General features: G+C 26.1%; 17 protein-coding genes. 1 reads left to right on the forward strand and 16 read right to left on the reverse strand.

What is annotated here, in order from left to right:
* Positions 1 to 40: 40 nt before the first annotated feature.
* The 7 genes from ftsH to dltD (VJI77_RS01715) form a co-directional block, all read right to left on the reverse strand.
* A complete protein-coding gene (gene ftsH, locus VJI77_RS01685; protein ID WP_323988003.1) occupies positions 41 to 1,987 on the reverse strand; it encodes an ATP-dependent zinc metalloprotease FtsH in 1,947 nt (648 codons plus the stop codon).
* Positions 1,988 to 2,007: 20 nt separating this feature from the next.
* A complete protein-coding gene (hpt, locus tag VJI77_RS01690) occupies positions 2,008 to 2,568 on the reverse strand; it encodes a hypoxanthine phosphoribosyltransferase (protein WP_009372489.1) in 561 nt (186 codons plus the stop codon).
* Positions 2,556 to 3,950, reverse strand: coding sequence for a tRNA lysidine(34) synthetase TilS (gene tilS, locus VJI77_RS01695; protein ID WP_323988004.1), 1,395 nt, complete (start codon positions 3,948 to 3,950; stop codon positions 2,556 to 2,558). Before tilS ends, hpt begins: the two co-directional genes overlap by 13 nt.
* 31 nt (positions 3,951 to 3,981) lie before the next feature.
* On the reverse strand, positions 3,982 to 4,269 hold the full coding sequence (locus tag VJI77_RS01700) for an FtsB family cell division protein (RefSeq protein ID WP_009372834.1): 288 nt from the start codon (positions 4,267 to 4,269) through the stop codon (positions 3,982 to 3,984).
* A 60-nt stretch (positions 4,270 to 4,329) separates the two neighbouring features.
* A complete protein-coding gene (locus tag VJI77_RS01705) occupies positions 4,330 to 4,569 on the reverse strand; it encodes an RNA-binding S4 domain-containing protein (protein ID WP_323988005.1) in 240 nt (79 codons plus the stop codon).
* A complete protein-coding gene (locus VJI77_RS01710; protein WP_009372315.1) occupies positions 4,569 to 5,087 on the reverse strand; it encodes an adenine phosphoribosyltransferase in 519 nt (172 codons plus the stop codon). Before VJI77_RS01710 ends, VJI77_RS01705 begins: the two co-directional genes overlap by 1 nt.
* 104 nt (positions 5,088 to 5,191) lie before the next feature.
* On the reverse strand, positions 5,192 to 6,346 hold the full coding sequence (gene dltD, locus VJI77_RS01715; RefSeq protein WP_323988006.1) for a D-alanyl-lipoteichoic acid biosynthesis protein DltD: 1,155 nt from the start codon (positions 6,344 to 6,346) through the stop codon (positions 5,192 to 5,194).
* Between the two features lie 428 nt (positions 6,347 to 6,774).
* On the opposite strand from dltD (VJI77_RS01715), the gene dltD (VJI77_RS01720) reads away from it, so the two are divergent.
* The gene (gene dltD, locus VJI77_RS01720; protein ID WP_293438702.1) at positions 6,775 to 7,917 is read left to right on the forward strand and encodes a D-alanyl-lipoteichoic acid biosynthesis protein DltD; all 1,143 of its coding nucleotides are present in this window, start codon (positions 6,775 to 6,777) and stop codon (positions 7,915 to 7,917) included.
* Positions 7,918 to 8,007: 90 nt separating this feature from the next.
* Here dltD (VJI77_RS01720) and VJI77_RS01725 read toward each other — a convergent pair whose 3' ends face one another.
* The 9 genes from VJI77_RS01725 to obgE form a co-directional block, all read right to left on the reverse strand.
* Positions 8,008 to 8,139, reverse strand: a complete 132-nt coding sequence (locus VJI77_RS01725; protein ID WP_009372389.1) for a hypothetical protein — start codon at positions 8,137 to 8,139, stop codon at positions 8,008 to 8,010.
* Complete coding sequence (gene dltB / locus VJI77_RS01730) at positions 8,133 to 9,305, reverse strand: D-alanyl-lipoteichoic acid biosynthesis protein DltB (protein WP_323988007.1); 1,173 nt, start codon at positions 9,303 to 9,305, stop codon at positions 8,133 to 8,135. Before dltB ends, VJI77_RS01725 begins: the two co-directional genes overlap by 7 nt.
* Before the next feature lie 2 nt (positions 9,306 to 9,307).
* Positions 9,308 to 9,535: a D-alanine--poly(phosphoribitol) ligase subunit DltC gene (gene dltC / locus VJI77_RS01735; protein ID WP_293438696.1), complete on the reverse strand. Its 228-nt coding sequence runs from the start codon at positions 9,533 to 9,535 to the stop codon at positions 9,308 to 9,310.
* A 10-nt stretch (positions 9,536 to 9,545) separates the two neighbouring features.
* Positions 9,546 to 11,060, reverse strand: a complete 1,515-nt coding sequence (gene dltA / locus VJI77_RS01740) for a D-alanine--poly(phosphoribitol) ligase subunit DltA (RefSeq protein ID WP_293438694.1) — start codon at positions 11,058 to 11,060, stop codon at positions 9,546 to 9,548.
* A 427-nt stretch (positions 11,061 to 11,487) separates the two neighbouring features.
* Entirely contained in the window at positions 11,488 to 11,859 is a 372-nt protein-coding gene (locus VJI77_RS01745; RefSeq protein ID WP_293438692.1) for a RidA family protein, read from the reverse strand.
* A 17-nt stretch (positions 11,860 to 11,876) separates the two neighbouring features.
* The gene (rsfS, locus tag VJI77_RS01750; protein ID WP_323988008.1) at positions 11,877 to 12,185 is read right to left on the reverse strand and encodes a ribosome silencing factor; all 309 of its coding nucleotides are present in this window, start codon (positions 12,183 to 12,185) and stop codon (positions 11,877 to 11,879) included.
* Between the two features lie 4 nt (positions 12,186 to 12,189).
* Complete coding sequence (gene nadD, locus VJI77_RS01755) at positions 12,190 to 13,335, reverse strand: nicotinate (nicotinamide) nucleotide adenylyltransferase (protein WP_323988009.1); 1,146 nt, start codon at positions 13,333 to 13,335, stop codon at positions 12,190 to 12,192.
* Complete coding sequence (yhbY, locus tag VJI77_RS01760) at positions 13,335 to 13,631, reverse strand: ribosome assembly RNA-binding protein YhbY (RefSeq protein ID WP_009732731.1); 297 nt, start codon at positions 13,629 to 13,631, stop codon at positions 13,335 to 13,337. The genes nadD and yhbY overlap by 1 nt, the downstream gene beginning before the upstream one ends.
* 12 nt (positions 13,632 to 13,643) lie before the next feature.
* Positions 13,644 to 14,909, reverse strand: a complete 1,266-nt coding sequence (gene obgE, locus VJI77_RS01765; RefSeq protein ID WP_009372763.1) for a GTPase ObgE — start codon at positions 14,907 to 14,909, stop codon at positions 13,644 to 13,646.
* Between the last annotated feature and the right edge of the window lie 4 nt (positions 14,910 to 14,913).

Genomic DNA, 14,913 nt, shown 5'->3' on the forward strand with positions numbered 1-14,913 from the left:
CCTCCATATAAATTAAGTAGAAGCGAACTTCTACTTAATTTTAATTTTCATCTATTTCAGTTTTTTCTACTACAGTTGAATCTGCATTGTTTTCTTCATTTGATGTTTCTTCAATAGTATTTTCTTCTCCAAAAATTGTTTCTTCTGTAGTTTCTTCTTTTTCTTCTTCAATTCCCATATATTTATTATACATAGTTTCGAAGTCTTTTCCACTTATAGTTTCAACTTCTAAAAGTTTTTTTGCTATTATGTGTAAAAATTCCACATTCTCATTTAAAATATTTTTAGCAGTTTCGTAAGCTTCATCAAGTAAATCCTTAACTTCTCCATCAATAAGTTTTGCAATATCTTCTGAGTAAGTTCTTCCTTTACCAAAGTCTCTACCTAAGAAAGTTTCTTCTTCACCCATATCATAATTTATAGGTCCAATCTTGCTACTCATACCATAAGTTGTAACCATACTTCTCGCAAGTTTAGTTGCTCTCTCAATGTCATTAGAAGCACCAGTAGTAAAATCTTCAAAAATTATAAGCTCTGCTGAACGTCCACCAAGCATCATTGCAAGTCTTGACTTCATTGCTTTAACTGTCATATATTGACTATCTTCATCTTGAGTATATGCTGTAAATCCACCAGCTCTTCCTCTTGGAACAATAGTAATCATTTGTACTGGATCTGACAATGGTACAAATCTTGACACAATTGCATGTCCCGCTTCATGATATGCTGTAATATTTCTATCTCTATCAGTTACAACAGCTGATTTCTTTTCAGGTCCTGCAACAACTTTTATTGCAGCTTCTTCAAATATTCTCATAGGAATACTCTTTAAGTTTTGTCTTGCAGATAAAAGAGCTGCCTCATTACACAAGTTTTCAAGATCTGCAGGAGTAAATCCTGTTGTATGTTTTGCAATAGCTTTTAGGTCTACATCTGGATCTAATCTTTTATTTCTAGTGTGAACCATTAGTATTGCTTCTCTTTCTTTTACATTCGGAATTCCAACATAAATTTGTCTATCAAATCTACCCGGTCTTAAAATAGCAGGGTCAAGTATGTCAGGTCTATTTGTTGCAGCCATAACAATGATTCCTTCATTCACACCAAAACCGTCCATTTCAACAAGTAATTGATTTAATGTTTGTTCTCTTTCATCATGTCCACCACCAAGTCCTGCACCTCTTCTTCTACCAACAGCATCAATTTCATCAATAAATATTATACAAGGAGCATTCTTTTTAGCTTCTTCAAATAAATCTCTAACTCTTGAAGCACCAACTCCAACAAACATTTCAACAAAGTCTGAACCGCTTATGCTAAAAAACGGAACTTTAGCTTCGCCAGCTACTGCTCTAGAAAGGTAAGTTTTACCAGTTCCTGGAGGACCTACAAGTAAAACACCTTTTGGAATTCTAGCACCAATATCACTATATTTTTTTGGTGATCTTAAGAAGTCTACTATTTCTTGTAATTCTTCTTTTTCCTCTTCAAGACCAGCTACATCATTAAAAGTAACCTCATTTTTCTTATCTTTATGAAGTCTTGCTTTACTCTTTCCAAAGTTCATTACTTTTCCGCCACCTTGAGCTTGTTTCATAAATATGAACCAAACAACTCCAAGTCCTACCAAAAGTAATAGAGTTGGTAAAATTTCAAGATAAAAAGGTTTTGTAGGTTCAGCTTTACCATTATATTTCAAAGTATTATTCTCTACTTTTGATTTTAAATAATTTTCATAAAATTGAAATCTAAATTCTTGTGGTAAATATGTTTTAAATTCCGTTTTATCCTTATCATTTAATTTTCCGGTTATATATGAACCCTGAGTTGTTATCTCTGAGACTTCATCATTTTTTATTTTTGATACAATCTCTGTAACTGTATATTCTTTAACTACAGGAGTTGAAGTTTTTATAACAAAAAAATATACAACTAAAAATAAGATTGGCACCAAATACACTAGATATGCTTTAGTTTTTTTATTCACGTTTTTCCTCCTATTACTCTCTATTTATAAACTTCTTCTTTTAGAGAAATTATATATGGTAAATTCCTATATGATTGATTATAATCTAATCCATAACCAACAATAAAGTCATTTGGAACCGCAAAACCTACAAAATCGCCTGATATTTCAACAAGTCTTCTTTCTGGTTTGTCTAACATACTTGCAATTTTAACAGTTTTAGCTCCTCTTTCTTTAAAATAATTTAAAAGATATTTTAAAGTTTTTCCTGTATCGATAATATCTTCAACAATCAAAATATTTTTTCCAGTAACATCCGCTTCTAAATCTTTAATGATTTTTACAACCCCACTTTCGGATGAATTACCATAAGATGAAATAGCCATAAAATCTATTGAAATAGGTAGATTTATATATCTAATTAAATCTGCAAAAAACAATGTAGAACCTCTTAAAATTCCAACTACCACAAGTTCAGATTCATCATTTTCGTAGTGTTTAGTTATTTCTTTACCAAGATCTTCAACTCTATTTTTAATAGTTTTTTCATCAAATAACAAATCCTTCATATCTGACTTTACGACATTATCTAATCTCTCCATAAATTCTCCTTTGATAAAACTTTAATTTTTATAATATCATCTTTTCCATCAACCAAATATCTATTAGATCTTCTAGTATTTGGGACCCAAACAATAGTATTATCTATTTCAAAAATAGGAATATTATTTCTAATTTCTTTACTTATTTTTTCATCAATAAATATATCTTTTAGTTTTTTCTTTCCAAATTCAAATTCTAAAAAATCTCCATTTTTTCTATTTCTAATTTTTAAAGATTTTAGATATTTTTTATTTATGAAAAGCAAATTCTTATTTTGTTTTAAATTTGTAAATTCATCAAAATTCGACTGCTCTATAATTATATCAAAAAATCTTGTAGAATACAAAGAAAAATCCAAATTTTCATAATAAAAATCTGTTTCTACACTTTCATTAATATTTTTATCAAAAATGAGAAGTTTATCATATTCAATTTTAAAAATTACATTTTTAATTTCTATATATTTACCCGTTTTTGAGAAAATCAAATTATCAATTTCTTCAATTATTTTAAAATTTATTCCATCTGGATCTTTACTTATAAATTCAAAAAATTCTCTATACATAATATTTCTAAAAGACCTAGACTGAAGTTTTAACTTTTCAATATAAACAAGTATTTTATCTTTACTAAATTCCCACAACAAACCTTCTTTTGATAAAATATATTCTCTTGAAATTGTACTAAAATCAAAAGCAATGTTTGATAATCTTGAAAGTGCATCAGAAATTTTAGGATTATATTCATTTTGTAGAATTGGAAATAAATTTAGTCTAATTTTATTCCTTAAATACATATCTTCAAAATTAGTTTTATCATCAACAAAAGGTATATTATTTTTTTCAATATATTTCTCTATTTCTTCTCTTGAAAAATCTAAAATTGGTCTTATTAAATCTCCTCTTTCAGATTGTATTCCTATTAGTCCATTAATTCCAGTTCCTCGTAGAATTCTCATCATAACAGTTTCTGCTAAATCATTTTTATTATGTGCAGTTGCTATATAATCAAGATTCTCAATTCTTTTTATTTCATCAAAAAATTTATATCTTAAAAATCTTGCTCCTTCTTCAGTTGACAATTTATTTTCATTAGAATAAAGGAGAACATCTTCCTTTTTGGAATAAAATTTTAATCCATATTTTTTGCATTGAGATTTAACAAATTTTTCATCTCTGTCTGCATCATCTCTTAAAGAATGATTAAAATGACAAACAACTAAATCTAATTTTAACTCATCCTTAAAATAACTAAACAAATCAAGCATAGTCATAGAATCTTTACCACCCGATACAGCAAGTAAAATTCTAGAACTTTCTATACCATAGCTTTTTAATTTTTTTAAAAATTCTTTTCTCATAAAAATTAAAAAACCGAGCAAAAACTCGGTCCCCTTTCTTCACTAAATCAAACTAATCATTATCTTTATACTTTACAACTATCTCATCTTTTTCAACCATTTTAAGTTTTTCTCTAGCAACTTTTTTTATAAATTCTTCACTATCAACTTTTTGAAGATTTTCTTTAGCCTCTCCAATCTCAGAGTTTAATTTATCTTTTCTTTCTTGTAAAGTTTGAATCTTATTATTCAATCTGTTCTTTTCTTTGACTTGATAAACATAAGTCTTTCCAAAAACTATACATAAAACAAGAAATATTAAACTGTAAACTCTAATTCGACCCTTATTTCTTTTATTCATCAAGTCATCACTCCCATCTAACATAGATTATATAATAAAATATATAATTTTTCAATACTTTTAAAGATTTTCATACATTTTTTGTGAATCTTCTTTCTTTTGACTGTCAGTTATATCTAAAACTCTAATTTTAACTTCAGAATTTCCAAATTTCAAATCTATAACATCTCCAACTTTGACTTCATCGGATGGTTTCATAGCCTTTCCATTTCTAAAAACTCTTTCTTTTTCACAAGCCTCTTTTGCAACAGTCCTTCTCTTTATAAGTCTTGAATTTTTTAAAAATTTATCAATTCTCATTAAATATTATACTCCAACACAGCATCTATTTGATAGTCTTTATTTTTTTCTCTACCTTTTAAGTCTGTTAACTCCATTAAAAATTGCATTGAAACAACTTCTGCACCTTGTGATTCTATTAATTTTGCACAGGCATTAATTGTTCCACCCGTAGCAAGTAAATCATCCACTATTGCTACTCTATCACCAGCTTTTAAAGAATTTTTACATATTTCAAGTACATCTGTTCCATATTCTAATGCATATTCATAAGAAACAGTTTCTCCAGGTAATTTTCCAGGTTTTCTAACTGGAATAAACCCAATATTTAAAGCATAAGCAACAGCAGATCCAAAAACAAATCCTCTTGCTTCAGGTCCAACAATATAATCTATATTTCTATTTTCTAAATTTTTTTTCATAATATTTACAGCTTCTTTAAAAGCTTCTGCATCACTAATTAATGTAGTTATATCTTTAAAACTGATTCCTTCTTTAGGAAATCCTTCAATAACTCTTATTTTTGATTTTAAATCCATAATTTCCTCCTAAAATTTTGCTGGCTACTCATTATATAACATTTTTAAATTTTTTGCAATGATTTAGGACAATATATCAAATTTAAAATATTTTTCGGTAATACTTAATCATTATATTTTAATAAATCTTCCTGTAATTGCAACAGTCCAAGTCTTCCCAAATGTGTAGCATCTTTAAAGAAATATTTTGTATAAGAATATTTACTATAATCTATCAAATTTACATTATTCTTTTCAGAAATTTCTCTAATTCTCTTATAGTAGTATTCTATCTCATCTTGAGGAACACCAGTATAGTCCGCCCAATGTCCTTGAAGTGGAACTAAAATTAAATTTACCTTGAATCCTAAATCCTTAGCGACATCTAAAAATAATTGTAAATCACCATATTCTTCTTCACTTCTATACTTAGTGTTTTTAGCCGATCCCTTAAATTTATCAAAATTTTTCTTAAAGTTTTTATCAAAATATTTATTATACATAAAAAATTTGTTTTCATTTGATTCTTCTTTGGCTGTTTCTAATGCTTCTTTTCTTAACTGATCCCAATCAAATTCTTTAGGTGCTTTTTTATCATTAACACTATCATCTCTATGGTATGACTTTAAAAACTTACTGTTTGCAATTAATTTATATTTTTCAGCATTAGCTTGATTTATGGCATTGTCAACTGGGTTATCTCTCTTTAATCCTTCTACCATTCTAGTTACAATAGAATTATTTTTTGAAAGTTCTAAAATTCTATCATATATTTTTTCTTTAGTTTCTTTAGAAATTTTTTCACTCTTATATAAATTATATAAATGGTCTATTGAAAACCTTGGTTGAAATGCTTCGGGACTTAATCCATGCTTTTCAAACCATTGCATAGACAATATTAAATTAACAGTCTTTACAGGAGATTTTTCACCAATAGAACCTAAAGTTATAGCTTGAATTAAAGATTGATAAAACCCTTCTCCAATTTGCATGATATTCTTATCAGAATAATCTAATAAGTGTTTTGGATGTTCTTTCCAATCACTAGTTACTATAAGTTCAGAAGATCCTAAAAGTATAATAGTACCCTTTCCTATGTTTTTTGTAATTGCATCATGAGATTTATATTTATTTGGAGAGTCATTATATCTTATAGAATTATTTTTAACTGTTAATTCATCAAATTCGTTTTTCTCCCTGTTAGTATAAAAATGTAAAAATGTAAAAGAAATAATTACAGATAAAATTATCGATACTGCTAATGCTTTTAATCTTTTCATAAACGCTCCTAAAATTTAATATATAAAATGTTTCAATATAACATCATTTAATAAACAAAAAATTATAGATTTTTTAAAAGTTTAAATATGATAAAAAATTTTAAAAAATCTACAAATAGTCTTTAATAAGTTTATAACACAAACTTTAAACTAAACTAAAAATATAATATAAAATATTATATATCTATCACACGATTAATATTATAACATAAAATTTATAAAAATAAAAAACTTTAGCTAAATTTATACTACATTATTTATTATGACGATATATTACAAAAATGACTTATGTTGATAATAAAAAACTACTATGATATAATTTATTTAAATATTAAAATACTTTTCTTATTCTTAATATTTTAGATGAAAAAAACATAAAAATATAGTTTATTGTTTAAAAAACTATATAACAATTTTTAGGAGTGTTTATGAAAAGATTAAAAGCATTAGCAATTTCATTTATTTTGTCTATTTTTCTTTCTTCATTTATATTAACATCATATTCTAAAAATATTGATAAAGATATAACTGTAAAAAATAATAGTATAAAATATAATACTCTATATTCAAAATATAATTCTTACGATGTATTAACAAAAAATATAGATGAAAATACAATTTTACTTATGGGTTCTTCTGAACTTGTTGCTACTTTAGAAAATGAAGAACATCCAAAACACTTATTAGATTATTCTGATAAGAATATCATGCAAATCGGTGGTGGCCATTATCAAAGCTTATTACAATCAATTGTTCTAGGTTCTATCGGAAGTGACATTCCTGTTAAAAAAGTCAATCTAATAATATCAATGCAATGGTTTGAAAAAAATGGTATAGCAAAAGAAGCATTTGAAAGTAGGGTTTCTTTAGATCACCTTTATCATTTCTTTGGTAATAAAAATATTTCCAATAGTACTAAAGAAAAAATGTACAACAGAATAAAAAATTTAACGGATTCAACAAGTTTTATAAATTCGACTTTAGATAATATCTTTTCACCTAAATTCTTTAACAATCTTATTAATCCTATTTTTAAGTATAAATACAACTTACAGGAAAAGAGGAATTTCGTTAAAAAATATAAATATGATAGCTCAGTAAATTGTAGAAAATTCAATGGACTCAATTGGGATGTTCTAGAAGAAAAAGCTATTGAAAGAGCAAAAAAAGAGACATATAATAATAAGTTTTATATAGAAAATGAATATTATAACGAATATATAAGAAATGATTTAAAAAAATACGAAGGCTATATGAATAAACAAAGCTATTCTGAAAGTCCTGAGTATGAAGATTTAGAGTTATTCATTAACGTTGCTAAAGAACTTGGTTACGAAGTTAATTTGATAATGATTCCATTACAAGGTTACTGGGCAGATTATACTGGAATTTCTAAAGACTCAATAAATGAATATTATGATAAAATAAAAAAAATAGCATCTGAAAATGAAGTCCAGCTTACAGATTACAGTATGTATTCTTATAAACCATATTTTTTCAAAGATATAATGCATTTAGGAAGATTAGGTTTTTTACAATTACAAAAAGATTTACTAGAAAATGAAGATTAAAAAAATAAGGAGTAACATATAGCAGTTACTCCTTTTTTGTAATGAATTTCTATAAATAATAAATATTTATTCTAATCCTTAAATATTATTTTAAAAATTACTATATATAAATTCTTTTACAACATTAAAATCATATAATATACAAAATATTATTAGTGAGGTAATCATTATTGTATAAAACACAACTCTAAATAAGAATTCTTTTGTTTCTTTTTTTACCATAATCTACCTCCTATTACTCGTAAAATGTAAACAAATTTTTCTGAGAATATAAAGAACCCAAACATAACCAAATTAAAAGTTATAAAAATAGATGTGTATTCAAACCATTTTTTGTTTTTATTATTTTTATAAAATTTAGTCTTTTGAAATAATTCTGTAAATGCAAGAATAACTCCATGATACAATCCATATAAAAGATAACTGAAGTTTAACCCATGCCAAATACCCATTACTGTCATATTTATTACATAGGCAACCATAGCAGTAGTTAGCGAACTTTTAAAAGTTTTTCTCTTAAACATTGTAAAAACTAATCTACTAAAAATAAAATCTCTAAACCAATGTGATAAGCTAATATGCCATCTATTCCAAAAGTCTTTCATATCTTTTGCCAAAAACGGTTTATTAAAGTTCATCGGAGTTTCAATTCCAAAAATTTTACTAACTCCAACAGCCATTAAGCTATACCCCGCAAAATCAAAAAACAAATAAAAACCATATAAATACATATAAGTTAATAGATTAGGAATTGTATATCTCATTTCAGAAATAACATTGATTTTATCATAAAGCAGTTGAGATAAAATCATTTTATAAACTAGACCTTGTAATATATACTCTATTCCCTTACCTAACTTATCTAAATACTCAGACCTACTAACTGTAGTTTCCAAATCTTTAAAAAATCGTCTACTTCTATCAATTGGACCTGATGCAAGGGTTGGAAAAAATATCATAAAAGATAAATAGTCAACAAATTTCACTTCTTTTATTAAATTATCTTTAATTTCTATAAGTATTTGCATTACTTTAAAAGTTATATATGATATTCCTAAAAAACCTAATTTATAATTAATTTTCGTAAATGGTAATAAGCGAACCAAAATAAGTGGTAATAAACTTAAAAATACAAATATAGAAACTTTTCCAAAATTTTTCTCTATTTTAAGTTTTAAATATATTTTTATTAATAAAAATTCATATAGTATAAAAATAATTAACGAGATAAGAGAATTTATTTTTTTTGAATATACTAAAAAGCAAAAAACTAGAGATACCCCTAAGATATAGTATTTACTTTTCTTTTCCCTAATACCTAAAATAATCGCAGGTATAGATATCAAAATAAATACTACCCAGAAATTTAATCCACTAAAAAACTCCATTTTTACTTCCTACTGTTTAAAAATTCAATTATTTTATTTGGAGTATTAACAACTTCCTTATCTAATTCCATTATTCCTAAAGTTATTCCCAATCTTTCTTCAACTTCAACAATAAATCTAACAAGTCCTAGAGAATCCATTAGACCTTCTTCAAAGATATTTAAATCAGGAGTGTCTCTTAAATCCTCTTCACAAATATCTTCTAAAATTTCAAAAACTTTTTCTTCCATAATAATCTCCCTATCTATTTTCTATTATTTTCTTCAATTCTTTTCTATCAACTTTTCCATTATTATTCATTGGTAATTTTTCCAAAAATCTAAATTTTTTTGGTATCATATAACTTGGAATATACTTTTTTAACTCTGCCTTTAAAAATTTTGCATACTCTTTTTCATCAGAAACACTGTTACTTACAACAAATGCTGTAATACTTTTTACTTTATTGTCTGAATCATAATTTGGCAATGCACAACAAGAGCTTATTCCACTAATATTTAAAAGATTGCTTTCAATATCTCCAAGTTCAATTCTATAACCATTTAATTTAACCTGAAAGTCTTTTCTGTTTGAGAAAAATAAATTACCGTCCTTATAATATCCTAAGTCCCCTGTTTTATAAGCTCTTTCATTGTTATCTGTAGTAAAAAAAACTTTTTCAGTTTGAACTGGATTTTTATAATATCCGCTACTTACTGTATCTCCTATTATTACAATCTCACCAATTTCTCCATCACCAAGAATTTTTTCATCATCTCTAATTTCAATTCTACTTCCATTTTTAACATCTCCAAGCGGAAGTATATCAAACTTTTCTAAAACTTCATCTGTAATTAAAATATCAGTAACACATACTGTTGACTCAGTCGGCCCATAAGTGTTAATTATTCTTGCATTAGGAAATCTCTTTTTTAATCTTTGTGCAGTTTTCTTAGTAAGAACTTCTCCACAGAATAGAAAATATTCAATATTCTTTATATTGTCAGAATTAAATTCTTGTAAAGATAAACACATGTCTACAAACGAAGGTGTAGAAACCCAATTTGTAATTCCAGATTTTTCTAAATTTTCATAAAGTTTATAAAAATCTTGTTGTTTCTCTTTAGTTATAGCAAATAAAGTAGATTCTGAATATAAAGATAAATATAAATCCATTACTGATAAATCAAATGAAAAAGGTGCTTGATTTAAATAAACTTTATTTTTTTCATTTCCTACAACATTATGAATCCAACCAATATAATTATTTAAATTATCATATGTAATCTGAACACCTTTAGGTTTTCCAGTACTTCCAGATGTAAAAATTATATAAACTATATCTTCTGGTTCAATTTTATATAGATTTTCATTTGAAATATCATCATATTTTTCATCATCAATAATATCTAAAATATCTTTTCTATTTAAAACGCTAAATTTTTTATCAACTTCAAAATCCTCTGTAAAAATAGAAAATTTTGAATCGGTAACAGTCAACACATCTTCAACCCTATTTCTAGTAAAAGAAATATCCATAGGACAATAAGGATGTCCTGATTTTGTACAAGCTAAAAAGCTAACTAACATTAAAAAATCTTTATGCCCATAAACTGCAATTGCATCTTTATTCCTAATCCCAAAATTTTTCAGAATATATTTTGCAAGTCGATCTGAATATAACATAAGTTCCCTATATGTAATGGATTTATCATCACATATATAGGCAATTTTTTCCGAACTTTTATAACTATTAAAAGTTTCTAAATACCCCACAAAAAATCCTCCCAATCATAATAAATTATAAAGTTAATCTCGCTACAATAGTAATCGTTTTATTTTACTTATAATTTAATATATATATATATATAATTCATACAATATTCTTATAATATCAAACTCAATTTCAGATAAAACATATCACTACTAAGCATACATATTTTATAATAGTAACTTTAAATAAAACTAAAATACTAAATAAATTAGCAATAATTATTATCCTATAAAATATATTATAACAAAATTATAAGAAAAACAAAAGACTGAAACTACAACTATAAACAAATATTTCAACTTTTTTATATAAAAAATATATTATTTTAATAAAAAATATATTATTTTAATAAAAAATATATTATTTTAATAAAAAATATATTATTGCAAAAAAATACTGATGTATCTAAACATCAGTATAAAATATTTTTTAAACAGCTGCTACTGCTTCAATTTCTATTAAAGCGTCTTTTGGTAATTTAGCAACTTGAACTAATGCTCTGGCTGGTTTATGATTACCAAAGAATTCAGCATATACTCCATTAATTGCTTCAAAGTCATTCATGTCTTTTACAAAAACATTAACTTTAACAATACTTTCTAAATTTCCCCCACCTGCTTTAATAATTTCTAAAACATTTGTTAAACTAGCAAGTGTTGCTGCCTTTATTTCAGTTTGTAATTCTCCGTTTGTAATTGGTAATTGTCCAGAAACAAATATTAAATTACCAACTTTTCCAGCTTGTGAATAAGGTCCAATTGCTGCTGGAGCCTTATCAGTTTTTAAAAATTCTACGCTCATTTTCTTACCTCCTAAATCTATGCCCACAATCTTTCAAGATTGTAATAGCTTCTATATTCTTCTGTCATAATATGAACTATAATTTCTCCACAGTCCAATAAAATCCAATTTCCATCTTTATATCCTTCTGTACTTAAACAGTCCATATTATTCTTTTTTAATTGGAACTCAATTTCATCGCAAATAGCTTGATTGTGATTAACTACACTTCCAGTTGCGATTACAAAATATTCAGCAATAGATGACTTACCTTTTAAATCAATACTTACAACATTTTTTGCAATCTTATCATCCAATGCTTTCAATATAATATCAAGTTTCTCCATAATATCACCTCATATTTACTAAATAATCTCTTGCTTTAATTGACAAGGGATGAATTTTTTGAGATTTTTTTTCTAAATATTCAAAACTATCGTTTAAAAATTTTATTATAGCTTTGTCAATATCATAATCTGCAATTTTTCTAAGTTCATCAACTGTATCATACTCTCTATTAGGCTCAATTTTATCTGAAATAAATAAAATTTTTTCAATTAAAGACATATTCTCTCTTGCTGTTGTATGATAACGAACCGCTGAAATTATTTCATTATCAAAGATACCATATATATCTTTACAAACAGCTGAACCTATTGGTGCATGTTGAATTTTTGGATTATTTTTTTCTTCAACATCCAATATTATATCAGAATTTAGCTTTTTATTCAACATATAATATTCTTCTAGGTTCTTTGCACAATCATGAACGAGACCACTTAAATAAGCCTTATTTTCATCAGCCTTATAAATTTTCGCAAGTCTTCTACAATAATCTGCTACTCTTAAAGAATGTTCATATCTATTCTTTGTAAGTTTTTCTTTTAAATCTTTTTTAATCTTTAGTATATCAAAATAATTAAGCTCTTCATAAATATAATTACTTACTTTTTCAGGCACAAGATATTTTATAGATTTTTTTTCATTAATTCTGTTCCTAATTTCGGTAGATGAAATAGAAATAACAGAATTTTTAATTATATTAATATCGTATTTTTCAATTATCTCTTTATTTTTTTCTAAAATAAAATTATAATCGTATTTTCTAAGAAAAACTATTACTGAAGTAAGCTCTAAAAGTTTTTCATATTTATACCAAGACCTTATATTTAAAAACTCGTCATCTCCCATTATGAAATAAAATTTATCTTCTCCATTGTAAAAATTTTCACTAATGGTATTATAAGAGTAATGAACTTTTGTAGGGTCATTTTCTACTAAAGAAATTTCAAAATTCTCATTATCTTCTAAAGCTAATCTTAACATATTAACTCTTGCATCAAAAGTGAACTTATCGACAGCCTTATGTGGAGGATTTGCATTCGGGAGAAAAACTATCTTATCAAGTCCCGTTTCTAGCAAACAATCCTCTGCAATTTGTAAATGTCCGTTATGAATAGGTGAAAAGCTTCCACCAAAAATTCCAATTTTTTTCATTATTCTGGTAACTCTATTCTATTTTCATCTTTTCTTTTTCTTCTGTAAATAACAAATTTGTTTCCAATATGTTGAACAAACTCTGCTCTAGTTTTTTGTAAAACTAAATCTACTGTTTCTTTATTATCGTCTAAATTGTTATTTAGAATTTTAATTTTTATAAGCTCTCTTTTCTCTAAAGCCAAATCTAGTTGTCTAATAGTTTCATCATTAACTCCATACTTGCCTATATTCATAATAGGTTCCATAGAGTGAGATAATGACTTTAGAAATGCTCTTTGTTTTGGATTTATCATATCTTCTCCTTACTATTCAAAAAATTCAAATTCCATTTCTCCAATTACAATGGATTGACCTTCTTTTACACCTTTTTGTTTTAATTCTTCAATTACTCCCTTATCAGTTAAAACTTTTTGGAAATATTTTAAAGAATCATAATCTTCAAAATTTGTTATATAAACTAAATAGTCGATAAGAGGTCCTTCAACATAGAATGTTCCATCTTCACTATAAATTTCATAAGCCTCTTTTTCAACTTCTTCTATATATTCATAATCTTCATCAAAAGTTTCATAATCAATTTCAATTTTTGATAATTCATCAAATATTTTATATTTTAATTCCTTTACTCCCATTTGAGTAACAGCAGAAATTTCCAATACTGTTCTATCTTTAAAATATTCTTTTACTCTTTTTAAATTCTCATCAGAAGTAAGTAAATCTATTTTATTTGCAACAATTATCTCTTTTTTATTTTTAATATTTTCATTATAAAGCTCTAATTCCTTATAAATTGTATTATAATCTTCAATAGGATCTCTGCCTTCAATTCCGGAAACATCTAAAACATGTACTAAAAGTCTTGTTCTTTCAACATGTTTTAAAAATTCAAAACCAAGTCCAATTCCTTCGCTAGCCCCTTCAATAAGACCAGGAATATCAGCTATTACAAATGATTTATTTTCTTCAACTCTACAAACTCCTAAATTAGGTTCTAATGTTGTAAAATGATAATTTGCAATCTTAGGTTTTGCATCACTTAAAACAGAAAGCAAAGAAGATTTTCCAACATTTGGAAGACCAACAAGTCCAACGTCTGCAATTAGCTTTAATTCTAATTTTATAGTTCTTTCTTCACCCTTTGTTCCGGGTTGTGCAAAACGAGGTGCTTGTCTTGTACTTGTGGCAAATCTTGCATTTCCCTTTCCACCTCGGCCACCTTTAGCAACTATAAATTCATCATCTTTAACTTTAAAATCATGAATAACCCTATTAGTTTCAAAATCTTTAATCAAGGTACCAACAGGGACTTTTACTATTAAATCTTCACCTTTTTTCCCATATTGTTTTTTTGTTTTTCCATTTTCGCCGTTTTGAGCAAAATAATGTTTTTTATATCTGAAATCCATAAGAGTCCTTACGCCTTCATCGGATATAAAAATTACACTTCCGCCATCTCCGCCGTCGCCACCGTAAGGCCCGCCATCAGGTTCATATTTTTCTCTTCTAAAAGAAACACAGCCATCTCCACCTTTTCCGGCCTTTAATTCTATTTTTGCAATATCTATAAACATATTA

Source organism: Parvimonas sp. D2 (assembly GCF_035282635.1).
Taxonomy (GTDB): Bacteria; Bacillota; Clostridia; order Tissierellales; family Peptoniphilaceae; genus Parvimonas.

Coding starts and splice junctions, on each gene's coding strand:
- dltD (WP_323988006.1), bottom strand. CDS start 6,346: ATGAAAAGATTAAAAGCATTAGCAGTATCGATAATTTTATCTGTAATT.
- dltB (WP_323988007.1), bottom strand. CDS start 9,305: ATGGAGTTTTTTAGTGGATTAAATTTCTGGGTAGTATTTATTTTGATA.
- hpt (WP_009372489.1), bottom strand. CDS start 2,568: ATGGAGAGATTAGATAATGTCGTAAAGTCAGATATGAAGGATTTGTTA.
- yhbY (WP_009732731.1), bottom strand. CDS start 13,631: ATGATAAATCCAAAACAAAGAGCATTTCTAAAGTCATTATCTCACTCT.
- dltC (WP_293438696.1), bottom strand. CDS start 9,535: ATGGAAGAAAAAGTTTTTGAAATTTTAGAAGATATTTGTGAAGAGGAT.
- dltD (WP_293438702.1), top strand. CDS start 6,775: ATGAAAAGATTAAAAGCATTAGCAATTTCATTTATTTTGTCTATTTTT.
- VJI77_RS01725 (WP_009372389.1), bottom strand. CDS start 8,139: ATGGTAAAAAAAGAAACAAAAGAATTCTTATTTAGAGTTGTGTTTTAT.
- rsfS (WP_323988008.1), bottom strand. CDS start 12,185: ATGGAGAAACTTGATATTATATTGAAAGCATTGGATGATAAGATTGCA.
- nadD (WP_323988009.1), bottom strand. CDS start 13,335: ATGAAAAAAATTGGAATTTTTGGTGGAAGCTTTTCACCTATTCATAAC.
- obgE (WP_009372763.1), bottom strand. CDS start 14,909: ATGTTTATAGATATTGCAAAAATAGAATTAAAGGCCGGAAAAGGTGGA.
- VJI77_RS01700 (WP_009372834.1), bottom strand. CDS start 4,269: ATGAATAAAAGAAATAAGGGTCGAATTAGAGTTTACAGTTTAATATTT.
- VJI77_RS01710 (WP_009372315.1), bottom strand. CDS start 5,087: ATGGATTTAAAATCAAAAATAAGAGTTATTGAAGGATTTCCTAAAGAA.
- VJI77_RS01745 (WP_293438692.1), bottom strand. CDS start 11,859: ATGAGCGTAGAATTTTTAAAAACTGATAAGGCTCCAGCAGCAATTGGA.
- VJI77_RS01705 (WP_323988005.1), bottom strand. CDS start 4,569: ATGAGAATTGATAAATTTTTAAAAAATTCAAGACTTATAAAGAGAAGG.